This is a genomic window from Verrucomicrobiota bacterium (assembly GCA_016871675.1).
GTDB lineage: Bacteria > Verrucomicrobiota > Verrucomicrobiia > Limisphaerales > VHCN01 > VHCN01.
In genome coordinates, this window is sequence record VHCN01000009.1 from 49641 (window position 1) to 73825 (window position 24185).

The 24185-nt window shown below is 67.0% G+C and carries 16 protein-coding genes; 10 read left to right on the top strand and 6 right to left on the bottom strand.

Annotation, left to right across the window (positions count from 1 at the left end):
- The first annotated feature begins 39 nt into the window (after positions 1-39).
- From FJ386_03620 to FJ386_03650, 7 genes are all read left to right on the top strand, one after another.
- Positions 40-720: a class I SAM-dependent methyltransferase gene (locus FJ386_03620; GenBank protein MBM3875792.1), complete on the top strand. Its 681-nt coding sequence runs from the start codon at positions 40-42 to the stop codon at positions 718-720.
- 69 nt (positions 721-789) lie between these two features.
- Positions 790-1767, top strand: coding sequence for a glycosyltransferase family 2 protein (locus tag FJ386_03625; GenBank protein ID MBM3875793.1), 978 nt, complete (start codon positions 790-792; stop codon positions 1765-1767).
- A gap of 77 nt (positions 1768-1844) precedes the next feature.
- Positions 1845-2795 carry an acyl-CoA desaturase gene (locus FJ386_03630; GenBank protein MBM3875794.1) on the top strand — a complete coding sequence of 317 codons (951 nt, stop codon included), beginning with the start codon at positions 1845-1847 and terminating at the stop codon, positions 2793-2795.
- A gap of 75 nt (positions 2796-2870) precedes the next feature.
- Complete coding sequence (locus tag FJ386_03635) at positions 2871-3554, top strand: ABC transporter ATP-binding protein (protein MBM3875795.1); 684 nt, start codon at positions 2871-2873, stop codon at positions 3552-3554.
- A 103-nt stretch (positions 3555-3657) separates the two neighbouring features.
- A complete protein-coding gene (locus FJ386_03640) occupies positions 3658-4806 on the top strand; it encodes an FtsX-like permease family protein (protein ID MBM3875796.1) in 1149 nt (382 codons plus the stop codon).
- 132 nt (positions 4807-4938) lie between these two features.
- Positions 4939-6651, top strand: coding sequence for a dihydroxy-acid dehydratase (gene ilvD, locus FJ386_03645; protein ID MBM3875797.1), 1713 nt, complete (start codon positions 4939-4941; stop codon positions 6649-6651).
- 261 nt (positions 6652-6912) lie between these two features.
- Entirely contained in the window at positions 6913-9339 is a 2427-nt protein-coding gene (locus FJ386_03650) for a redoxin domain-containing protein (GenBank protein MBM3875798.1), read from the top strand.
- Positions 9340-9361: 22 nt separating this feature from the next.
- Here FJ386_03650 and FJ386_03655 read toward each other — a convergent pair whose 3' ends face one another.
- The 5 genes from FJ386_03655 to FJ386_03675 form a co-directional block, all read right to left on the bottom strand.
- Positions 9362-10819, bottom strand: coding sequence for a DUF1501 domain-containing protein (locus FJ386_03655; GenBank protein MBM3875799.1), 1458 nt, complete (start codon positions 10817-10819; stop codon positions 9362-9364).
- 4 nt (positions 10820-10823) lie between these two features.
- Positions 10824-14099 (bottom strand): DUF1553 domain-containing protein, encoded by a 3276-nt coding sequence (locus tag FJ386_03660; protein ID MBM3875800.1) that lies wholly within the window; start codon positions 14097-14099, stop codon positions 10824-10826.
- Positions 14100-14161: 62 nt separating this feature from the next.
- On the bottom strand, positions 14162-15478 hold the full coding sequence (locus FJ386_03665; protein MBM3875801.1) for a DUF1501 domain-containing protein: 1317 nt from the start codon (positions 15476-15478) through the stop codon (positions 14162-14164).
- A gap of 233 nt (positions 15479-15711) precedes the next feature.
- Positions 15712-19413 (bottom strand): DUF1553 domain-containing protein, encoded by a 3702-nt coding sequence (locus FJ386_03670; GenBank protein ID MBM3875802.1) that lies wholly within the window; start codon positions 19411-19413, stop codon positions 15712-15714.
- A 410-nt stretch (positions 19414-19823) separates the two neighbouring features.
- Positions 19824-20909 carry a Gfo/Idh/MocA family oxidoreductase gene (locus FJ386_03675; protein ID MBM3875803.1) on the bottom strand — a complete coding sequence of 362 codons (1086 nt, stop codon included), beginning with the start codon at positions 20907-20909 and terminating at the stop codon, positions 19824-19826.
- A gap of 227 nt (positions 20910-21136) precedes the next feature.
- Between FJ386_03675 and FJ386_03680 the strand changes: the two genes are divergently transcribed.
- A complete protein-coding gene (locus FJ386_03680) occupies positions 21137-21865 on the top strand; it encodes a DUF554 domain-containing protein (GenBank protein ID MBM3875804.1) in 729 nt (242 codons plus the stop codon).
- Between the two features lie 9 nt (positions 21866-21874).
- Here the strand turns inward: FJ386_03680 and glpK are convergent, their stop codons facing one another.
- Positions 21875-23356, bottom strand: coding sequence for a glycerol kinase GlpK (glpK, locus tag FJ386_03685; protein MBM3875805.1), 1482 nt, complete (start codon positions 23354-23356; stop codon positions 21875-21877).
- A gap of 333 nt (positions 23357-23689) precedes the next feature.
- On the opposite strand from glpK, the gene FJ386_03690 reads away from it, so the two are divergent.
- Complete coding sequence (locus tag FJ386_03690) at positions 23690-23878, top strand: hypothetical protein (GenBank protein ID MBM3875806.1); 189 nt, start codon at positions 23690-23692, stop codon at positions 23876-23878.
- Positions 23879-23944: 66 nt separating this feature from the next.
- On the top strand, positions 23945-24185 hold a 241-nt coding region (locus FJ386_03695), incomplete at its 3' end, for a hypothetical protein (protein MBM3875807.1).

Consider the following 24185-nt stretch of genomic DNA (forward strand, 5'->3'; position numbering starts at 1 on the left):
GAATGACGGCAGCCTGCGGTCCCCGGCACACTCTCTCCCATGAGTTCCGAACCATTCACCACGCGTGAACCGCAGTATCAGCGGACGCTGGACCTCCTCAAGGAAGGTGTCGCGCCGCTGGGTTTGATGACCAATCAGGCCTGGCATGATGACCCGCGGCACCTGGTCTTCACGCTCTCGCGCTACAAGTTCGTCGCCAAGATGCTCAGCGGGTCGCGCCACGTGCTGGAGGTCGGATGCGCGGACGCCTTTGGCACGCGCCTCGTGCAGCAGGAAGTCGCGAAACTGACCGCCACGGACTTCGACCCCGTGTTCATCGAGGACGCCAGGCGCCGGATGGTGGCGCGATGGAAGTTCGAAGCCGTCGTGCACGATATGGTTGAGCAGCCGTTCCCCGGCAGCTTCGACGGCGCTTACGCGCTCGATGTCATCGAGCACATCGCCGCCGCGCAAGAAGACCGTTTCATGTCAAACCTCACCGCCTCGCTCGAACCACGCGGCGTGCTCATCCTCGGCTGCCCTTCGCTCCCGTCGCAAGCGCACGCGTCGCCCCCGAGCAAGGCCGGCCACGTCAACTGCAAGGACGGTCCGGGCCTCAAGGCACTGCTCCTCCGCCATTTCCACAACGCCTTTGTCTTCTCGATGAACGACGAGGTCGTGCACACCGGCTACCATCCGATGGCGCAATACCTCCTCGGCATCGGCTGCGGGAAACGGTAGCTTCCCATGCGCGCCCCTTGCTCGCGTTCACCGGCTGCGCCGAGCCACTGACCGCGGAGGCGGCTTGCGATGAACCTTCCCTCACTCTCGGTCATCGTCCCGAACTACAACCACGCCCGCACGCTTCCCGTCTGCCTTCGCGCCCTGCTTGCCCAATCCGCTCCGGCGCTCGAAGTCATCGTCATCGATGACGCCTCGACCGACGACAGCGTCGCCGTGATCGAGGGCTTTGCAAGGCAGCACCCGGCGATCCGCTTCATCCGGCACGAGGCCAACCGGGGTGTCGTTGCGGGCATGAACCACGGCCTCGACCTGGCGCGTGGCGACTTCGTGCTTTTTGCCGCGGCGGATGACGAAGTGCTGCCCGGTCTGTTTGAGAAATCGCTCCGGCTCCTTGCCGCACATCCCGGGGCGGGCTTGTGCTGCGCCATCGGAGACTGGCGCCAGGCCGAGCGCGGGCTGCGCTGGCACATGGGCGTGGGGATGTCGCCTGAGCCGGCTTTCCTCGATCCCGCGCGGCTCGTCGATTTGGAGCGCACCGGCCGGCTCTTCATCGCAAGCCACACCACGGTGTTCCACCGCGAGCGCACCCGCGCCGCCGGTGGATTCGCGCCCGCGCTCAAGTGGCATTGCGACTGGTTTGTGATGCACGTGCTCGCGTTCCGCCACGGCATCTGTCACGTGCCGGAGTCACTTGGCATCCTGAACATCCGCGGCGCGTCCTTCCACGAGCGCGGCCGGCGCAACCCCGCGGAATACCGCCAGCTCCTCGGCGAGCTCCTTCGCCGTCTCAACTCGCCCGAATGCGCCGACGTCGTCAGCCGCATCCGCGCGTGCGGCGCGCTTTACCTTTTCGGCGGCACCGTGCTGCGGGCGGTCGCAGGGCAGCCGGCCAACCGGCACTTCCTCACGGCGGCATTCCTTCGGAAGAATCTCTGGCACTCGTTCAAGCTCTCCGTGAAGCGCTTCGTCCCAGCGTGGCTCGGCAATCTCTACCTCCGCCTTGCCGGGTTCCGCGTAAAGGACCGAAAACCCGGGACGCATTGACCCGGGCCGCGGCGTGCGGTCGCTTCCGGCAGCGCGCGTTGACACTGGACACGACTTCTGTTTTTGTCCTCCGGACCATGGCCCAAGCCCACGACCCAAGTCCGCTCCGGCGCTGTCTGATCTCCCTCGCCCAGTGGTTTGATGCCGACCACGGCTGTGAGGACCCTGACGCCATCCGTGCGCGCCCGGACAAGGTCGAGTGGGTGCGATGCATCCCTTTCATCGTGCTGCACGCAGGCTGTCTCGGAATCTTCTGGGTCGGCTGGAGTTGGGCTGCCGTCGGCGTCGCGCTCGCGCTCTACTTCATCCGCATGTTTGCGATGACCGGTTTTTATCATCGCTACTTCTCCCACCGGACTTTCCAGACGTCGCGGCCGGTCCAGTTTGGCTTCGCGCTCGTCGGCGCGTCCGCGGTGCAGCGCGGCCCGCTGTGGTGGGCCTGCCAGCACCGGCATCATCACCAGCACTCCGACGAGGAGACCGACGCGCACTCGCCCCGGCACCACGGGTTCTGGTGGTCGCACATCGGCTGGATCACCAGCGCCCGAAATTTCCCCACGGACTACCGGCTCGTGCGCGACCTGGCGAAGTTTCGTGAACTCGTCTTTCTCAACCGCTTCGACGCGCTCGTGCCCGCGTTGCTGGCGGTCGCGCTGTTCGTTGCCGGCGGGTTGCTCGAACGCCACGCGCCCGGCCTTGGCGTGACGGCGGGGCAGTTGCTCGTGTGGGGATTCTTCATCAGCACCACGGTTTTGTTCCACGCCACGTCGAGCATCAATTCGCTCGCGCACGTGTGGGGCGGCCGGCGGTTTGAGACGGGTGACGACAGCCGGAACAACTTCTGGCTCGCGCTCCTCACGCTTGGCGAGGGATGGCACAACAATCACCACCACTACATGCACTCCGCGCGGCAGGGCTTCCGGTGGTGGGAAGTAGACCTCACCTACTACACGCTCAAGGTGCTTTCGTGGACGGGCCTCGTCTGGAACCTGCGCCCGGTCGCGGCCGAAGCCGTGGCCACACGCTGAGCCCGCGGGCGCGCGGCGGACAACGCGCCGCCGTGTTTGCAATCCGGCGCGCCGGGCCGTATCCCTTTCCGCCACATGGCCGACGCCGCTCCCATCGTCTCGATCCGATCGCTGACCAAGGTTTACCGGCAGGGCGACATCAACGTCACCGCGCTCAACAACCTCTCGCTCGACATCGCGGCGGGCGAGTTCCTCGCGCTGATGGGGCCGAGCGGCTCTGGCAAGTCGACGCTCCTGCACATCATCGCCGGCGTGGACCGCCCCACGAACGGCCAGTGCCGCGTGCAGGGCATTGACGTCGCGAAGCTCAGCGAGTCCGACCTGGCCGACTGGCGCAACCAGAATGTCGGCTTCGTTTTCCAGTCATTCAACCTCATCCCGGTGCTGACGGCGTTCGAGAACGTCGAGCTGCCGCTGCTGCTCACCAAGCTCGGCGGGCGCCAGCGCAAGAAACAGGTCCGCACCGCGCTCGAACTCGTCGGCCTCGCCGACCGCTCGCATCACCTCCCCCGCCAGCTTTCGGGCGGGCAGGAGCAACGCGTCGCCATCGCACGCGCGCTTGTGACCGACCCCGCCCTGATCGTTGCCGACGAGCCGACGGGAAACCTCGATGCGAACTCTGCGAACGAAGCCCTCGGCATCCTGCAAGCGCTCACAACGTCCGCCGGCAAAACAGTCATCCTCGTCACGCACGACCCGAAGGCGGCGGCGTTCGGCTCGAGGACGGTGCATCTGGAAAAGGGGGAGCTGGTTGTGTGATGAATTCCGCCCTTCAATGCCCGGTCGCCTGGCGCTTCGCCTGGTCAAATCGATCGTCCCGCCATTCCGCCATCCGCACAACGCACTCCGCGCCGATCGTCCCGTGACCATCGCGACTTTCATCGCCAAGAACGCGTTGCGCAACAAGCGGCGCGCCGCACTGTGCGTGTTGAGCGTCGCGGTCAGCTTGTTCCTGCTGGTCACCCTGCTGGTCACGCTGCGCGAGTTCACCATCCCGCCGGAGGACATCGGCGCGGCGGCGCGGATCGTCGTGCGCAACCGTATCTCGCTCGCGAACCCACTGCCTTACCGGCAACGCGCCGTGATCGAGAAGATCCCCGGCGTCGAGGCCGTCTCGCCGTTCAGCTGGTTTGGCGGCAAGTATCGGAACGAGGAGTTCACCGCGTTCGCGCAGTTCGCGATGGACCCGAAGCTCCTGCGTCCGATCTTCGGCGAGGCGAAAATGGGCGAGGGGCAGTTCGAGGCGTTCGAGCGCGACCGCACCGCGTGCATCCTTGGCAAGCTCACCGCCGACAAATACGGCCTCAAGCTCGGCGACAAGATGGTTCTCGAGAGCACGATCTACCCGTGCACCATCGAACTGAAGATCGCGGGCATCTATTCGGGCACGATTGACGACCGCAACGTGCTCTTCCACCACGACTATCTGGACGAGGCGTCGGGCCTGAAGGGCACGGTCGGCACGTGGTGGGTCAAGGCCCGCTCGCTCGACGAAGTGGCGCCGGTCGTGACGGCGATCAACGAGGCGTTCAAGAACACGTCGTGCGAGGTGCGCGCGGAGACGGAGCGGGCGTTTCAACTGAGCTTCGTCTCGATGCTCGGGAACATCCAGGTGCTGATCGGCTCGATCTGCACGGTGGTGGTGTTCTCGCTCGTGCTCGTGGCCGCGAGCACGATGAGCATGGCCATCCGCGAGCGGATGCGCGAACTCGCGGTGCTCAAGGCGCTCGGATTCCGCCAGCGCGAGCTGTTCGCCTTCATCCTCGCGGAGAGTTTCGGGCTGGCGATGTTCGGCGCGGCCCTCGGAGTGGGCGGGGCGTGGTTCCTCTTCGAACCCGCGCAACTGATGCAGAAGATCACCGGCGGGCTGTTCATCACCTTCGAGGTCACGCCGCGCATCATCGGGACCGCCTCTGCGGTCGCGGCCGGGCTTGGCATCGTCGCGAGCATTGCGCCGGCCGCCGGGGTCGCGAAGATGAGCGTCGTGCAGGGCTTGAAGACGTTGGATTGAAGCCCGTGGCTCGTCGTCGGTCTCGATCCGGGTTAACTCGGCCCGACTGGCATCGACAAATGCAAGCAAGCGCGTTCCGGTGGAGCGCTTGCCAGTCCGTTGGCCTTCGCGCAAGCTGCGCGGCGCTTTGACATGAGAAAATCTGCCCGCAAACCGACCGCTTCCCTTCGCGCGTTTTCATCCGTTGTCGTGGACGGCCCCGAGCGCGCCGCGAGCCGCGCGATGCTGCACGCCGTCGGCTTCACGCGCGACGACTTCAAGAAGCCGCAGGTCGGCGTCGCGTCCACGTGGAGCATGGTCACGCCGTGCAACATGCACATTGACCAGCTCGCCGTGAGCGTCGCGCAGGGCGTCAACGAGGCCGGCGGCAAGGCGGTCGTCTTCAACACCATCACCATCAGCGACGGCATCTCGATGGGCAGCGAAGGGATGAAGTATTCGCTCGTGTCGCGCGAGGTCATCGCGGACTCCATCGAGACGGTTGTCGGCTGCGAGGGCTTTGACGGCGTGGTGGCCATCGGCGGTTGCGACAAGAACATGCCCGGTTGCGTGATGGGGCTCGCCCGGCTCAACCGCCCCGGAATCTTCGTCTATGGCGGCACGATCCTGCCGGGCGATTATCGCGGCACGCCCGCGGACATTGTCACCGTGTTCGAAGCCGTCGGCAAACACGCCGCCGGCAAGGTGAGCGACGCGGAGTTGCAGGAAATCGAGGAAGTGTCCGTTCCCGGCGCGGGCTCGTGCGGCGGGATGTATACGGCCAACACGATGGCCAGCGCGATCGAGGCGCTCGGCATGAGCCTGCCCAACTCCAGCGCGCAGGCCGCGGTGTCGCAGGACAAGACGCGCGATTGCGAGGCGGCCGGCGCCGCCGTGCTCAACCTGCTCAAGCTCGGCATCCGCCCGCGCGACATCATGACGAAGAAGGCCTTCGAGAACGCGATCACGCTCGTCATCGCGCTTGGCGGCTCGACCAACGCCGTGCTGCACCTCATCGCGATGGCGCACACCGCCGGCGTGAAGCTGACGATTGACGACTTCACCCGCATCGGCAAACGCGTGCCCGTCCTCGCCGACCTCAAGCCCAGCGGCAAATACGTCATGGCCGAACTCGTGAAGATTGGCGGCACCGTGCCGCTGATGAAGATGCTGCTCGACCGCGGCCTCATGCACGGCGACTGCCTCACCGTCACGGGCAGGACGATGGCGGAGAATCTGAAGAGCGCGCCCAAGTATCCCGCCGGGCAGGACGTCGTCCGCGGCTTCGATCATCCCATCAAAGCGGAAAGCCACCTCGTCGTCTTCCGAGGCAACCTCTGCCCGACGGGCGCCGTGGGAAAGATCAGCGGCAAGGAAGGTTTGCAGTTCGCCGGCCGCGCGATCTGTTTCAACAGCGAGGAACTCGCGCTCAAGGCCATCCTCGACGGCACGGTGAAGGCCGGGCACGTCATCGTCATCCGTTACGAAGGCCCGCGCGGCGGACCCGGCATGCGCGAGATGCTCTCGCCGACTTCCGCCATCATGGGCAAGGGCCTCGGCAAGGACGTCGCGCTCATCACGGACGGACGCTTCAGCGGCGGCTCGCACGGATTCGTCGTCGGCCACGTCACACCCGAGGCCTACGAAGGCGGTCCGCTCGCAATCGTGAAAACCGGCGACACGATCGTCTTCGACGCGGCGAAGCGCGAGATCACGCTCGGCATAGCGAAGGCTGAGATGGACCGCCGGTTGCGCCTTTGGAAGCAGCCCAAGCCGCGCTACACGCGCGGCGTGCTCGCCAAATATGCCGCCACTGTCCGCCCAGCCAGCGAAGGCGCCGTGACAGATGCTGCGTTGGAAGTTTAGCGAGACCACGGGGCGATGATCGACCCGGCGGTTTTCACCGGCCCAGACTCAGGATCCGCGTGGAAAATGTTGCGGACTCCGGCGGGCCGACCGCGACAGGCCTGTCGCAGCATTTTTGCCGGCCTTGGATGCTGCGCGGGTGCGCGCAACTTGCGACTGCCCGGGTTTGTCTTCACCGCGACAAATCCGGGCCGCCGAAAAACTTTGCCCGGCCGCGGCTGTTCTGCACATCATCGGACAGTCCCGCGAGCGGTTTGACGTATGGCCGTTTGCGGACCGATGTTCATGCATTCCTCAACGCGCGTTCCCGTCGTTCTCGTCATCGTATTCCTCCTCGCTTTCGCCCGCACCGCCACCCGCGCGCAGGAGCAGTCCGGGCCGCTGCCGGGCCACTCGTATCACGGCGAAGTCTTCAACGAGGGCGCGCGGCAGAAGGCCTACTTGATGGAAAACACCGGGCGGGTCCACCTGCCGGTGACGACCCGGGACCCGCTCGCGCAAAAGTTCTTCGACCAGGGCGTCGGGCAATTGCACGGCTTCTGGTATTTCGAGGCGGAGCGCAGCTTCCGGCAAGCCGCGAGCCACGACACGAATTGCGCCATGACCTACTGGGGCATGGCGATGGCGAACACAAGCAACCAGAAACGGGCCCGCGATTTCATCAAGCGCGCCGCGGCGCTCAAGTCCGCCGCCAGCCCGCGCGAGCAGCGCTGGATCGAGCTCTACGCCGAGTTCTGGAAGGACGACAAGCGTCACGACAAGGATCGCCGCACGGCGCTCACCAGCGGGCTGGAGAAACTCGCGAAGGAATTCCCCGGTGAACACGCGACCGAGGCGAAAGCATTTTGGGCTTACCACGTGTGGAACAACGGCAGCGTCACCAACCACACCGCCGTGGATGCCGTGCTCAAGGAAATCTTCAAGGCGAACCCCGCGCATCCGGCGCACCATTACGTCATCCACCTTTGGGATAACAAGGACGCGAAGCTCGCGCTCAGTTCCGCGGCCCAGTGCGGACAGTCCTCGCCCAGCACGGCGCACATGTGGCACATGCCCGGCCACATCTACGACAAGGTGAAGCGCTACGACGATGCCGTGTGGCAGATGGAAGCCAGCGCGCGCACCGACCACGCCTTCATGGTGCGCGACCACGTGCTGCCCGACCAGATCCACAACTACGCCCACAACAACGAGTGGCTCGCGCGCAACCTCAGCCACATCGGCCGTGCGCGCGACGCCGTGGATCTCGCGCGCAACATGATCGAGCTCCCGCGCCATCCCAAGTTCAATCACACCGGCAAGGGCAGCATGCTTTACGGCCGCACGCGGCTCTTCGACACGCTCAACCGCTTCGAGCTTTGGAGCGACGTGCTCGCACTCGCCGACACCATCTACATGGAGCCGACCGCCCAATCCGGCGAGCAGGCCCGCCGTCTGCGACTCATCGGGCTCGCCCAATCGCACAAGGGAAATTCCGCCGAAGCCGCAAAGCAAATCGCCGCGCTCGAAGCGATGATGAAGCGCGAACCCGCCACCACGACCAACACGCCGCCCGTAGTCACACCCGCGCCCGCGCCGGCAGCGGCGGCCAAGGCAGCGCCGAAGGTTGAGGACACCGTTCGCGCCGTCGCAGCCGCCGCGACCGCCGTGACCTCGACGACGAACGCGCCCTCCACGAACCAAACGCCCTCCGCAAGAACCAACACCCCGCCCGCGCCCAACCGGCTCGCCATCGAGAACGCGCTCGCCGAGTTGCGGCTCGTCCAAGCCATCAAGACGACGAACTTTGCAGCCGCGAAAGAGCAGTTTGCGAAGTGCAAGGACCTCTCGAAGGACCGTCAGGCGCAGTATGAGTTCGCGATGGGCAACGTCGACGCCGCGTTGCGGCTCGCGCGTGAGTCCGTGCAAGCCGGGACCAATCAGGTGCAGGTGCTCGCCAACTACGTGGACCTGCTCTACCGCGCGGGCAGATGGAAGGACGCCTACGAACACTTCTACCGGCTCCGCGACATCACCCCGCATGCCGACCTCGATGTCCCGGTGATGCAGCGCATCGCGCCCGTCGCGAAGGACCTCAAGTTCTCCGCCAGTTGGCGCCCGGCGGTCGCGAAGAAGGACGACACGGGCGCGCGGCCCGACCTCGCGAAGCTCGGCCCGTTCCGCTGGCATCCGTGGACCTCGACCGACTTCACACTCGCAAGCGGCGACGGCCGCCAGGTTTCGCTCAAGTCCTATCGTGGCAAACCCGTCATCGTCATCTTCTACCTCGGCGCGGGCTGCGCGCACTGCATCGAGCAGCTCAACGCCTTCGCGCCGCTTGCCCAGGAGTTTTCGAATGCCGGCATCTCGCTGCTTGCCATCAGCACCGACAGCGTGGACGGGCTTCGCGCGACGCACGAAAAAGCGAAGCCGGCCGGCGGATTCCCATTCCCGATCGTCAGCGACAAGTCGCTCAAGACCTTCAAGGCGTGGCGCGCGTTTGACGATTTCGAGAACCAGCCGTTGCATGGCAGCTACCTCGTGGACGCGGACGGACTCGTGCGCTGGCAGGACATCAGCTACCAGCCGTTCATGGACACGAAGTTCCTCCTCGAAGAATCCAAGCGCCTGCTCAAGCAGCCCAAAGCCCGCCTCGCGAGCCAGCCGGCGAAGTCAGGCGCTCGGGCAGCCGAAGCCGCCTGCAAGTGAGTGCCCCCGCGCGGTGGGCCGATCAGGCAGCATGCCCTGCGACTTTCACGCAAGGCTCGCCCTCGTTGATCGTCGGGTTCTCCGGGCGGCCCTTGTAGTTGTAGGTGAGGCCGAGGTTCTTCAGCCCCATCAGCCAGAGGATGGTCGCGTGCAGGTCGTGCACGTGCAGGCGGTCCTCGACGGCGTGCAGCCCGAACTCGTCCGTCGCGCCGATGACCTGCCCGCCTTTCACGCCGCCGCCGGCCATCCACATCGTGAAGCCGGTCGGGTTGTGGTCACGCCCGTTGCCCTTCTCGCTCATTGGCGTGCGGCCGAACTCGCCGCCCCACACCACCAGCGTCGTGTCAAGCAACCCGCGCGACTTTAGGTCCTTCAACAATCCGGCAACGGCCCTGTCCGTCTCGCGGAAGCGTTCGCCATGGTTCTTCTCGATGTCGGAGTGGGCGTCCCACTTGCTGCCCGCGCCGCTGTAAAGCTGCACGAAGCGCACGCCGCGCTCGACGAGCCGCCGGGCGAGCAGGCACATGCGGCCGAACGTCGCGCTGTCCTTGTCTTCCATTCCGTAGAGGCGCCTGGTCGCGTCAGTTTCCTTCGAGAGGTCCACCGCATCGGGAGCCTCGGCTTGCATGCGGAAGGCCAGCTCGTAGGCGGCGATGCGCGCGTCGAGTTCGGTCTGTGATGCGCGCGCCGAGGCGTGCCCGCGGTTGAGCGAGTTGAGGAAATCGAGCTTGCCGAGCTGCCGCTCGTCGCTGACGCCCTCCGGGGTGTTGAGGTTTGCGATGGGCTCGGAGCCCGGCAGGATGCGCGTGCCCTGATACACGGCGGGCATGAAGCCCGCGCCCCAGTTGCGCGGGCCATTGACCACGGTGCCGTTGTTGTCCTGCATCACCACGAACGCGGGCAGGTTCTGGTTCACCGTGCCAAGCCCGTAGCTGACCCACGCGCCGAGCGACGGCCGGCCGGCGAGGATGCTGCCGGTGTTCATCTGGCAGACGCCGTTGGAGTGAACGATCCCGTTCGCCCAGCAGGAACGCAGGATGCACATCTCGTCCGCGTTTTCGCCTGCGTGCCTGCACCAGTCGGACACCCACAGGCCGCTCTGGCCATATTGCTTCCACTCGCGCTTGTCGGGGAAGACCGGCGAGTCGTATTCGCCCATCGCGGTGATGAGGCCCTTCGTGAAGCTCGGCGGCAGCGGCTTGCCCGCGTGGCGCTTGAGCGCGGGCTTCGGATCGAACGTGTCAAGATGCGACGGCCCGCCCTCCATGAAGAGGAAGACGACGCTCCTGGCGCGGGGCGCGAAGTGCGGGGGCTTCGATGCAAGCGGATTCACGAGGTCGCCCCTCGATGCCTCGGCCGCGGCGGCATCGCGCGCGAGCAGCGATGTGAGCGCGAGACTGCCGAAGCCCGCGCCCGCCTTCGCGAGGAAGTCGCGGCGCGACGCAGCCCACTCCACCTGGTTGCAGCCGGACTTGGTCATGCGGTCAATCGACGTAAACAAACTCATTCGCGTTCAGCAGGGCGTGGCAGAAGTCGGCGAGCGCTGCGGTGCGGGCGTTGGCGGCGGCCTTGGCGGCGGCGGCGGGCGGGCGGATGTCGTTGCCGCTCGCGCTCGAATCCTTGAACGCGTTCGGGCGCGACTCGAATTGCCAGAAGCCCGCGGTCTTGTCCGTGGCGGCGTCGTGCGAAAGAAGGAGTTCGTCTTGCTTGAGCGCGCCGGTCGAGAGGCGCACGTCGTCGATCATGCCGTCAAAACCGCCGGATCTTGCGGCGCGCCCGCCGATTTGCAGGCTGAGTGTGTTCGCGAAGCCGCCGGTGATCGAATGCGGCACGTTGACGATCGAGATGGGCTCGTCGTCATTCGCGAGGTCCTTCACGTAGAACGTCACCTCGCCGGGTTCCTTGTTTGTCGCGAGCCTCACCGACGCTGCGACGAAATACGGCCGGCCGAGTTCGAGCGTCTGATCGGAGAAGATCGCGTCCTCGCCGAACGAGCCGTCGAGTTTCGTGCCGATGAACTGCATGACAAGCGTGCGCGGCTTTCGACGCGAGCCATCCCCGGTCACGGCGAATCCCCAGCCGGGTTTCTTGTTGTCGCCCGCCCACTTCGCGGCGATCGTGCGGACCGTGCCTCCCTTGTCCACGGTGCGGACCAGGATCGCCGCCTCGATGGTGAAGTCGGCCTTCGGCAGCGTGGGACTGTCGGGCACAAGGAGCGTCTCGGAGCCTATCTCGGGCGTGACCACCGCGGCGACGCCGTCGCGATACGGCATCTTCTCGGCGGCGAACGGCTTCGCGCTCGCGGCGGCCTCGGCGGCGCCGATGCGCTTCATTTGTTCACCGACGAACTTGAGCGCGGCCGCCTTTTCCGCGGCGCGGGGCTCGCGTCCGAAGGCGAGGCGATACGCGGCGCCGATCATTTCGTCATCGCTGCTGGGGAATTCCTGATCGAGCCGCGACGCGAACGCCCTCGCGTGGCGCAGCATCATCTGGCTGTTGAAGAGCAGCAGCGCCTGCGTGGGCGTGGTCGTGGTGTTGCGCTGCGCGACGCTGTTGAACGACTCGGCGAGGTCGAACACGTCGAGGATGGGGTCGCGCGCGTTGCGGAGAATCTTGCTGTAGATCGTGCGCCGCGGCGTGAGGGCGTCGGTGCTCGGGCCGCCCACGGGCTCGAGCTTGAGCTCGCCCGTGACGGAGAGAATCGCGTCGCGAATCTGCTCGGCCTCGAGGCGGCGCGAGGGGAAGCGCCAGAGCAGCCTGTTTTCGGGGTCCTTCAGGTGAGCTGTGGAAAGGGTGAGGGGGTGAGAGGGGGCAGGGGCGGCGATCTCCCTCTCTCCTTTTCTCCCGCCCTCCCCCGCGCCCGTCTGACTGCGCTGCCGATACGTCGCGCTGGTCACGATGAGCCGGTGCAACTTCTTCAAGCTCCAGCCCTCGGCGACGAAGCGCTCCGCGAGCCAGTCGAGCAGTTCCGGATGCGACGGTTTCTCGCCGAGCTTGCCGAAGTCGCTTGCATTCGCAGCGAGGCCGCGGCCGAAATGCCATTGCCACAGCCGGTTCACCATGACGCGCGCGGTCAGCGGGTTCGACGGCTGCGTGAGCCATTGCGCGAGCGCGGCGCGCCGACCGGTCGACGTCGCGAACGGCTTCACCGTTGCGGGCTTTTCATCGAGCACGGTCGGGAAGCCCGCGGGGATTGCGCCGAGCGATTCCTTTTTCGGGATGAACACGGCCGGCGCGACGGGCCCGACGTCGGTCGCGGCGATGAGCGTCGGCAGCGGCGCGGGCTTGAGCGCGTCAAACTCGGTCAGCTTCTTGCGCAGCGCGAGCACGCGGTCCTTCGCCTCGCCCTTGAGCTTGGTGTCGAGGCGCTCGATGTCGTAGATGACCTGCCGGTAGGCGAGTTCGGCGATCTGATGCTCGTAAGGCGTCCGCTCGCCGGGCGGTTTGTTCATCATCACGCGGATGTCCTCGATGAACTTCTCGATCGCGCTCTTCTCCGTGTTGCGCTTCACGGACGCGAGCAGCTTCGTGATCTCGGTGTGGATGTCGGCGGTGGCCTCGTTCCATTGCTTGAGCTTCACGGCGTGCCCGGCGCGCTCCGCGGGCGTGGCGAGCGTGAGATCGTCGCGCGGCAGCAGCGGCGCGAAGAACGCCTGGAAGCGGTAGTAATCCTTCTGAAGAATCGGGTCGAACTTGTGGTCGTGGCAGCGCGCGCACTGCAGGCCCATGCCGAGGAAGGCGTCGGCCGTCGTGTCCGTGATGTCCTCGAGGATGCGCTGCCACTGCCCGCGCACGTCGCGGTTGTTGTATTCGTAGATGCCCGCGCGGAAGTAAGCCGTGCCCGCGAGCGCGTCCGGGTTGTCGGCGAAGAGTTCATCCGCGGCGAGCTGCTCCTGCACGAAGCGATGGTAAGGCTTGTCGTCGTTGAAGGCCTTCACCACGTAGTCGCGGAAGCGCCACGCGTGCGGGCGGAAGTCGTCCGCCTTGTAGCCGTCGCTCTCCGCGAAGCGCACGAGGTCGAGCCAGTGCCGCGCCCACTTCTCACCGTGGCGCGGACTGGCAAGCAGGCGGTCCACGAGCTTCTCGTAGGCGTCGGCGGACCTGTCGTTCACAAACTCGTCAATCTCCGTCGGCTTTGGCGGCAGCCCGACGAGGTCGAAGTAAACGCGGCGCGCAAGCGTGACGCGGTCCGCCTCGGGCGACGGCTGCAACCCGGCGTCGGCGAGCTTGGCGAGGATGAACCGGTCGATGTCGTTGCGGATTGCGGATTGCGGATTGCGGATTGCCGGAACCGCCACCGGCTTCACAGGCTGGAACGCCCACCACTGCCGGTCCTCGTCGGTAATCTTGCCGGCGGCGCGCTTCGGCGTGGACGTCTGCGAGCCCGTGCCGGACCACGGCGCGCCCATCTTCACCCACTGGCGGAGCGTCTCGACCTCGGCGGACGCGAGCTTCGTCTTCGGCGGCATCTGCAGGTCCTTGTCCGCGCCGGACACGGCCTTGATAAGCAGGCTCTGCCCGGGCTGTCCGGGGACGATGGCGGGCCCGGTGTCGCCGCCCTGCAACACGCCCGCGCGAGAGTCGAGCACGAGGCCGCCCTTGATCTTTTCCGCGTCGTGCGAGTGGCACTTGAAGCAGTGCTCGACGAGCAGCGGCCTGACCTTGGACTCGAAAAAGGCCGCGCCAGCCGGCGCAGGCGCGGCCGCCGCAGAGACAATCGTCGCGCCGCACAGGAACGAAGCGGAAATCAAGCTCTTCATCACAGGAATCGGACGGGGCAGACTATGAGAAACTCCGGCGCTTGTCAGCCCTCGGTTGGCGGCTAGCCGAACAACTGCCGCGCCGGTTCGCCGCGGTCGGTGATGGGCACGGGGCGCGAGCCGTCGTAAAGGTTCTTCGCCGGGTTGATGCCGAGCGCGCAGGCGATGGTCGCGTGCACGTCGGGGACGGAGAGCGGCTGCTTCACGGGCACCTTCGCCATCTCATCTGTTTCGCCGACCGCCTGTCCGGTGCGCAGTCCGCCGCCCGCGAGCACGATGCTGAACGCCTTGCCCTGGTGCCCGCGCCCGCCGCCCGCATCGAACTCGATCGGCCGGCCGAACTCCGTCGCGACCACGACAAGCGTCTTGTCGAGGAGCTTCGTGCGCTCGAGGTCGAGCACGAGCGCGGCGAGCGCCTGGTCGAGTTGCTGGATGAGGATGTGCTGGTTGAGCTGGCCGTCGTTGTGCGTGTCCCAGCCGGTGCCATTGATGAAGTTGAGGTTGAACGACACCTCGATGAACCGCGCGCCGCGCTGGATGAGCCGCCGTGCGAGCAGGCAACGCTGCCCGAACTCGCCGCCGAAAGCCGCGCGCAGCGACGCAGGCTCCTTGTCGAGCTCGAAGGAGGTCATGAACTCGCCATTGCCGAGCGCCGCCGCCGCGCCCGCGGCCTCGTTGTAGTCGGCGATGGCCTTGTCGCCGGCGTTGCGCTCGGCGAAACCCCTGCGGAGCTTCGCCAGCAGTTCCTCGCGGTCGTGGGCCCGCGCGGAGTTGATGTAAGGCGGGCGCGTCAACCCGGCGGGGCCTTTCTCCGTGTCGGTGAGATAGATGTAGCTGTGCTTCGCGCCGAGGAAGCCCGGCCCGCGCATGATCATCGGGTAGCCGATCACGACATAGGGCGGGATGCCGTCGGCAAGCGCGCCGCGCTGGTGCGCGACGATCGAGCCGATGCTCGGATACGTGATGGTGCCGGTGGGCTTGCGGCCGGTGTGGACGAAGTTCGTCGCGGCCGCGTGCTCGTCAATCAAGTCGTGGTTCACCGTGCGCAGCAGGGCGAAGCGGTCGAGAATCTTCGCGCAGCCCTTGAGGTGCTCGCAGACCTGCACGCCGGGGATGGCCGTGTCCATCGCGGGATACGCCGAGCCGGCGACGCGCTTGGCCGGGTCGCCGGGGCGCTTGGGGTCCCACGTGTCCATGTGCGCCGCGCCGCCGCCGAGCCAGATGAAGATGCAATGCTCGGCCTTGCCCTGCGGGTAAGTTTTCTTCTCGCCGTCGCCGAACGCGGGAATCCCGCCGAGGCCAAGCGCCGACGCGCCCGCGCCGGCTCGCACGAGGAATCCGCGGCGGGTCAATGGAGTCGTTTCAAGTTTCGCGTTCATGGCTCTTGCTCAAGTTCTTGTCCGTCATCCGCGCTTCGCGTGACTGAAGGGCGGCGGGAACCGCCCGACAAACGTCCGCGCCCGCTCGCGAGCGAGCCGGTGGATCTCCGGCCGGCTCGTGTCGCCAAACACCCAGTTGTCCGCTGCCGCAATCTCGCGGGCGAGGTCGTGCCGCGGCGTGCCCGTGGGCATCGCAGTCACCTGTTCGATCGCAGCAGGTTTGTCATCATCCTTCAGGGCACAAACACAAACTCCGGCGCGTTCACCATCGCCCAGAGCACGTCTTCCATGCGCTCGCGCCAGTCTTTCGCGAGGCGCGTCGTGGGCTCGTCGCCGAGCCGCGCCTTGTCCTCGACCTTGTATTTGACCTCGGTGGATTTCGCGTTGAGATGGTTCGACCAGCTCAGGAGCAGCGTCGGGTCGTAGTCCTTGCGCAGCTTGCGCGGCGGCGCGGGCTGGACGCGTTCCTGGAAGCCGGCGGCGAGGTAGTTCACGAATGTCTCGCGTTCGCCGGCCGTCGGCGGGCGCGACAGCACGCGGAGGAACACGGTTTCGACGAGCGTCGGCAGCGGCTGGTGTTGCACGAGCATGTCCACAAGGTCGCAGTCGTCCGAGAGGCGGGTGATGCGGCCGTTGCCCATGTCGCCGTTGGCGAGCACGGCGGGCTGCAGGACGTTCGCCGAGTGGTCGCGCGAGGAGAGCGGGTTCTGCCGCGTCTCGCGCCAGCCGAACATCGCCAGCACGTCCACGATGGCCTGCGTTTTCGGAAGCGACAGCGCGGGGCGGTCGCGGTCGTTCGAGAGGCCGGTGAACTCCCACGCGCGGCGTGGCACGCCGAGGCTGAGGAAGTCCTTCGCGGGACGGCGGCCGTCGTTGTCGAGCGTGAGCAGCTCGGATTCAAGCCGCTTGCCGGTGACGGCGAACATCGAGTCCACGATCTGCTCGGCCAGAAGCCGGCGTCGCGCGGGGGAGGCGAACAGCCGGTGCTTGGGCTCGTCGCTCGCGGGTGTGTGAGCGCCGGCGGCGCGCTGATACGCGTGGGAGTTGAAGATGAGCCGGGCGATGTGCTTGAGGTCGTAATCGTGCGCGACCAGTTCGTGCGCGAGCCACGCGAGCAATTCCGGGTGCGAGGGCTTCTCGTCTTCCCAATCGTCCACGCGGTCCACGAGGCCGCTGCCGAGGTAGCGCTTCCACACGCGGTTCACGAGGACTTGCGCGAAGCGGTCGTTCTCCGGCGCGGTGATCCATGCGGCGAGCTGCTCGCGTGGATTCTTCACGTCGCGGGCAAGGGCCGCGGCGGCCGTGCCGTGCGCGAGGTCGGCGAAGGGAAGAGCCGGGTCCACTTTCTCGCCGGGCTTGAGCGTCACGTTCACGCGGCGGCCGATCTTGATGTTGGCGTTCGCCGGGATCGAGCTGCTCGCGGGCACTTCCTGCGGGCCTTGCTTCAGCATCGCGGCGAGGCTGAACAAATCCTTCTGCTTGAACTCGTGATACGGCGCGTCGTGGCAGCGGGCGCACGCGAGGTTCATCGCGAGGAACGCCGACGAGATGATCTGCGCGCGGTCGGCCATCGGCACGTCGTTTTGCGTGGCGAGTCCGAAGCCCGCGGGGCCGCCGCCGTAAACGCTGCCCTCCATCGCGATGAGCTCGGTGGCGAAACGGTCCATCGGCTTGTTGTCGCTGAATGACTCGTGAATCCACCAGCGGAACGGGCCGGTGTTGTTGAGCGTGGGCTTGAGGATGGCGGGGTTCTCGGCGAGCACGTCCTGCCAGTAGCCGACCCAGTGGTCGGCCCAGCCGGGCTGCGCGAGGAAGTGGTCGATCGCACGTGCGCGCCGCTGCTGCGTCGTGCCGGTGTCCTTCAAGAACGTCTCGATCTGCGCGGGCGTGGGCGGAATGCCGACGGTGTCGAGCGCAAGCCGGCGGAGGAACGCGAGGTCGTCCACGAGGGGCGCGGGCGCGACTTTCGCAGCTTCAAGCCGCGCGCCGATGAACCGGTCGATGTCGTTGAACACGGGCGTCGGCGCGGCGACGCGCGGGACGGCGGGCGCGGGCTTTGCGGCCATGGTCTTTCGCGCGAGTTCGTGGCGCCGTGCCCAATACTTGTTCTCTTCGTCGGCGATCTCGTGGCGGCGCTTCGCGTCGGTTGCGGCGAAGCGGGCATGTTGCGAGTCGGCAAACGAGGTCCACGCCTCGTCGGTGTGCGGGGTTCTTTCCCTCGGGGCGAGGAGGTGGAAGAGTTCGTCCTTGCGCGCGATGCTGACCGTCAGTTCGCCGACCTCGGGCTTGAGGCTCTTGCCGCCGATGATGCCCTCGAGCACGAAGAGATGCTCGCCGCCCTTCGACTGCGCCGTGATCCAGTGCTCGTGATGCCCCGTGCGGGCGTAGCGCAGCCCGGCCGGGTAATCGTCGCCTGGCGCATCCGCGACCTGCCCGTGTCCGCTGCCGTTTGGCACGATGAACTTCGTGGTGCCGAGCAGCTTGCCGTCCATGAAGAGCCGTGCGCTTTGCAGGGAGCGCAGCAGCAGCCGGTGTTCGCCCGCGGGCAGCGTGACCTTGGCGGTCGCGCGCAGCAGGAACGGATTCGACCGGTCCACGCGCACGCCGCGCGGCGAATACTTCTGCGGCACGCCGGCGAATGCGAACGCGGACTCGGTCCACGTCTCGGCCGGCGCGCCCGCGGTGAAGTTCCAGTTTGGCGAGGCGGAGATGCCCTCGATGAGCTCGACGTGCACACGGTCCTTCGGGAGCTTCGAGGTGTCGGCGAGCCTCGGCGGGGGCGGGACGTGGTTGAAGCGCGCCGTGAAGCCCGGCGCGGGAAGCGCGCGGCGATGCACGGCGACTTCGTTGATGAGCCCGTTGAATGTGCTGCCCGCGGATCCGCCCATCGAGGAGCCGATCCACACTTCGTCGTCGTCCACGACGGGCGGCGCGTCGGACTTGCCGCCCATGTCCCATGTGCCCTTGACTTCGGCGCCGTCGATGTAGCCCTTGATGCTCGCGCTCTTGCCAAACGAGTAGGTGACCGCGACGTGATGCCAGCCCGAGCCGGGGATGAAGCCGTCGTTCGATGTCCAGCGATGCCAGTGCTTCTCGGATTCCTCCTTCGACAGCTTCGCGCCTGCGGCCTCGGCGTCGCGGAAGAGGAAACTCACCGCGGCCGCGTCGTCCTGCCCGCGGAGTCGCAACGCCCAGTTCTGGTTGTCGGCGGCGAAGCCCTTGTTGCCTGTTCGGCCCTTGCCGATGACATAAACCTGCTGGCCGTCCTTGATGCTGTTCAGCAGCACCCACGCTTCGAGCGTGATGGAGTCGCCGTTCTTGAAGTCGAGCGGGCTGTTCGCGCCGGGGTCCTTCACGCGGATGAACTCGCCCTTGCCGCTGAAGCCCGCCGCGGTGCTGTCCGGCTCGAACTCGGGGAATTGCTCGCTCGACTGCGCGGACTGGCGCAACGCGACCTTGCCCTCGACCCGGCCGTCGAGCGCGGACGCGTTCGCGCCGGGCGCGATGTTCTTCACCGTGCCGTTCACGTCGTCATTGAGCCGCCAATAGGCCGCGGGCTTGTCGGCGAGGATGAGATCGGCGTATCGGGACGGCTTGGCGGGCGCGGCGGCTTGCAGCGCGACGTTCGCGAGAAACAACCCGGCACAAGCGGCGAGGCACGGTGCGTTCATGGTGCGGCCGGACAGTAACACCGTGGATGGACGGCGCAACAACCGCATTTGGCCCGGGGCGTTGCCGTATCCTTGCTGTTTTAGCCCGGGGGCTTGGGAGGTTCGGGAGCGGCCGGCGGAATCTCGGGGCGCGGTCCGATGTTGAACTTCGCGCCGAAGTTCCCACGCGGCCGCCAGCCGAGATAGGTCTGGCAGTGCTTCCCGTTGTAGGACGCGAACGGCAGCGGAATCCAGCCGCAACACCAGCTCATCGAGAAGTTCCATCCGCCGCGCGGCGCCATCACGTCATCCGGATGCAAGCCCGTCCGCGGACACTCCCGGTCCGCGATGCCGATGACGTAAAAGGTGAAGTTGTGGAGCGGATTCCGCAGGTGCCAGAGGAAGCGCCGGTTGGCGGCGCCAGGCCGATACCAGTCGGGCGGCACGGGGTCATCGGCGTTCGCCAGCCACCACGCGGGATTCCACTTCTGAAACTTCCGCGCGGCCGGGGCATGGGGCGCGGCAGTTGACGCGGGCGCGACATCCGCGCGCAGCACGCCCGCGCCTGAGGGACCGCGCTGCACCGTCGTGCAGGCGGTTGATGTGGCGACCGCAAGAACCGCAGTCAGGACTGCGAGGCCCCGGCGCGCGAAGGGGGCGCGGTTCATGGTGCGAACGTGGTGGTTGTTTTCCGGTCAATCCGCCGCGGACAAATCCACCCACGCGCGCGACTCGGCGGACTTCACGGCGGCGTCGATCACTCTCTGCGCGCGCGCGCCATCGTGCAGGGTGATGCAGCAGGGCCGCTGCTCGCGGATGGCGTTCACGAACTCGACGGCCTGGTCGTAGCGGAACGACACGAGCGGGTCGCCCACGGACGGGTCGCGCGGCGAGCCGGGCAGCACGTGGAACTCGCGCGGGATGGGCAGGGCCTTCATGCCGGGCCCGCCGCGCTTGCCGGACTGCAGTTCGTTCCAGCAGCCCGTCGTGAAGCTGAAGCTTGCCTCGCTCCCGTTGATCTCGACGCGGTCGGGACTGCGCCAGCTTTCGTTGACGCCGCTCGCGAGCTTGCTGCTTTCCATCACGCCGGTCGCGCCGCACGCGAACTCCGCGAGCAGGCCGACCCAGTCGTCGGTGTCGTTGGGCTGGCCGTCGCGGATGGGTGTGTGGTTCACGAGGCCCGCCACGAGCCGTTTGAACTCGCTGACGAGATGCCGCGCGAAGTCAATGCGGTGGCTGAGCATGTCGCCGATTTCGCCGGTGCCGGCCATCTTCTTCTGCATGCGCCAGCCGACGCTGCGCGTGCCCCAATCCTGCAACCGGCACGAGCGGTAGTGATAGATGCGGCCGGCGTCGCCGCGCTTGATGAGGTGATGCAGGTAGCGCATCGCGGGCACGAAGCGATAGGTGAACGCGGTCATGTGGCGCACGTTCGCGCGGTCGGCCTCGTCGGCCATCGCCTGCGCGTCGGCGGCGTTCAAGGCGAGCGGCTTCTCGCTCAAGACGTGCTTGCCGCTCCGCGCCGCCGCGAGGGCGATGGGCGGATGGAACACGTTCGGCGTGGCGATGATGACCGCGTGCACGTCGTCGCGCGCGACGATGTCCTCCCACTTCGTGGACGTGATGGCCGCGCCCGTCTGCTGGCGCGCGGCCTCGAGCGCGGCGGGGTTCGCATCGCACAGCGCGGTGACGCGGACGTCCCTGCACAGGGCGAGTCCGGGCAGGTGATTTTGCAGCGAGATGCCACCGGTGCCGATGATGGCGAAGTTGAGCTGGCTCATGGTGTGGTTTCGAACGGGCGGCGCGAGTATGTCGGGCCCGGCGAACGTGGCAAGCCGGCTCGGGCGCAGGGGGTGGTTCTTTTTGAGGTGTAGAGCCGGCTCTGTGAGCCGGCTTGGCGGCGCACAGCGCCAACGCCACACCCCATTGAGCCACTACTCGCGCGCCGGAACGGACCGGCGGGGACTTCCGCTTTGAACTTCGATGGCCCCCGTGGTTGAGTTCGCGCATGACCGGGCTGGGCACCGCCATCAACGCGGCCGGGATTCTCCTCGGCGGCGTGCTCGGCCTCACCTTCGCGCGGCAGATTCCCGAGTCGTGGCAACTGCGCATCAGGGCGCTGCTCGCCCTCTTCATCATCTACGCCGGACTGAGCCTCACGTGGAAGGGGGTCAACGGGCCCTTTGGCCAGGTCGCGAAGCAGATGGGCATCGTGATGCTCGCCCTCGTGCTCGGCAACGCCACGGGCAGGCTGCTGCGGCTCCAGCGCGGCATGAACGCGCTCGGCCGATACGCGCGCGAACGTTTCGCGAAGGCCGACCCGGCGAACAAACAATTCAGCGAGGGCTTCGTCACGTGCACGCTCGTCTTCTGCCTCGGGCCGATGGCCATCCTCGGGCCGATGGAGGACGCGCTGAGCACGCCGCACACGATGCGCATCCTGCTCATCAAGACCGTGATGGACGGACTGGCGACGATGGGCTTCGTGGCGGCGATGGGCTGGGGACCGATCCTGTCGGTGATTCCCGTCGTCGCGTATCAGGGCTCGATCACGCTGCTGGCGACGGCGCTGGAGCCGTATCTCAGGCATCAGGACCTGCTCGACGCGGTCAACGCCACGGGCGGGCTCATCGTGTTCACCATCTCGCTCGTCGTGCTGGAGGTGAAGCGCGTGGAGCTGGCCAACTACCTGCCGAGCCTCCTGTGGGCGCCGCTGCTCACCTGGTGGTGGCGGTGAACGAAGCGCCTACTGCTCCCATCCCTTCGCGCGCTTGAGGGCCTTCTGCCAGCCGGCGGTGAGGCGGCGGCGCTGCGACTTCTTCATTGTGGGCGCGAAGCGCTTGTCGGCCTGCCATTGCGTCGCGATTTCCTTGTGGTCTTTCCAGAAGCCGACGGCGAGCCCCGCGAGATACGCCGCGCCGAGCGCCGTGGTCTCGGCGACCCTGGGGCGCACGACGGGCACGCCGAGCAGGTCGGCCTGGAATTGCATGAGCAGGTTGTTCGCGCACGCGCCGCCGTCCACCCGCAACTCCTTCAATTTGATCTTTGCGTCGGCTTCCATCGCGTGGAGCACGTCGGCGACTTGATACGCGATGCCTTCGAGCGTGGCGCGCGCGAGGTGCGCGGCTGTCGTGCCGCGCGTGAGTCCGGCGATGAGGCCGCGCGCATACGGGTCCCAATGCGGCGCGCCGAGTCCCGCGAGCGCGGGCACGAAGGAAGCGCCGCCGGTGTCCGGCACGCTGGCGGCGAGCGCCTCGACGTCGCGCGAAGTCTTGATGATGCCGAGGCCGTCGCGGAGCCATTGCACCGCGGCGCCCGCGATGAAGATGCTGCCTTCGAGCGCATACTCGGTGCGGCCACCGATGCGCCACGCGACGGTGGTGAGGAGTTTGTTGCGCGAGGCGATGGGCTTGGTGCCGGTGTTCATCAGCATGAAGCAGCCGGTGCCGTAGGTGTTCTTGACCATGCCGGGCCGCGAGCAGACCTGGCCGAAGAGCGCGGCCTGCTGGTCGCCCGCGATGCCCGCGATGGGCACGGGGTCGGAAAAGACCGTCGCATCGCCATACTTCCCGCTCGAATCCCGCACCTCCGGCAGCACCGCGCGCGGCACGCCGAAGAGCGCGAGCAGTTCGTCGTCCCAGTCGCCGGTGTGGATGTTGAAGAGCATGGTGCGCGAGGCGTTGCTCGGGTCGGTGACGTGAACCTTGCCGCCGGTGAGGTTCCACACGAGCCACGAGTCCACGGTGCCGAAGGCGAGTTCGCCGCGCTTCGCCCGCGCCTTTGCGCCGGGGACGTGTTTGAGAATCCACGCGAGCTTCGTCGCGGAGAAGTAGGCGTCCACGACGAGGCCGGTCTTGCGCTGGATGAGTTTGGCGAGGCCGCGGGCGCGGAGCGTGTCGCACGCGGCGGCCGTGCGGCGGTCCTGCCAGACGATGGCGTTGTGGATGGGCCGGCCCGTGGCGCGGTCCCAGACGACGGCGGTCTCGCGCTGGTTGGTGATGCCGATGGCGGCGACGTCGCGCGCGGCGATGCCGGCCTTGGCGAGCACCCCGGCGGCGACCCCCGCCTGCGAGGACCAGATGTCGTCGGGGTTGTGCTCGACCCAGCCGGGCTTGGGGAAGATTTGCGGGAACTCCTGCTGCGCGACGGCGGTGACGTTGCCGGCGTGGTCGAAGAGGATGGCGCGCGAACTGGTCGTGCCCTGGTCGAGTGCGAGGATGTGGTTCATGGGAACGCGCCGGAGTATGCGCGCGAAGGCCCGTGAATCAAGCGAAGGAGTGCAACCTTGACCGGAATACCTGCACCTCCGAAGCCCGTCCGATCGGGAATAACACGCCTTTTGACCGGCATGTGCGTGTGCTCGTCCCCGGGCGAATGAAGCGGCCGGGGTCGCTCAAGCGGTTTCACGACGCGTGGCGCCCGATCACGGCCGTGCGCCACCTCGCGGCCGCTGTCGTCCGCGCAATGGGAACTGCGCTGCGACACGCTCCGCGGATTCTACTACCCGCTCCAGTCCACGGCCGACCTGCGGCAGGCGTCCACCAACGGGCGCGGCGGCTTCGTGCGGGCGTTCCACTCGTCCATCCTCCGCACGGGCGACCTCGCGCGGTTCGATGCGCAGAGTTCATCGAACCTCGTGGATTGGGTCGCATTGAGGAACGCGCTGTCGCTTGTGAACGGCCGGTTGCAGCTCGGCGACTCGAACGCACCGCAGTTCCTCCGCCGCTACTGCCGCATCGTCGAGCGATGAAGCGGTGAAAAGGCGCCGAGAACAAGCTTGCCGTTCTCTCCGGGGGAATCCACTTTCGCCGCGACCATGAAGGCTCCAATTCGCGCGGCGCTGGTTCTCACCCTCGCGACGGGCGCATTCGCCCCCACGACCCCGTCGCAAGCCGCCGCGTATCGCAATCCTTACGGGCGGCTGCCGACCAACGCCACCGCGGGCGACCGGATGTTCGCGGAGCATTTCCGCGCGGAAACGCGGGCGCTCGAGGAGCGGAGCCTCGCGGACATCCACTCGCTCGACGACTGGAACAAGTCGAAGGACACGTTCCGCA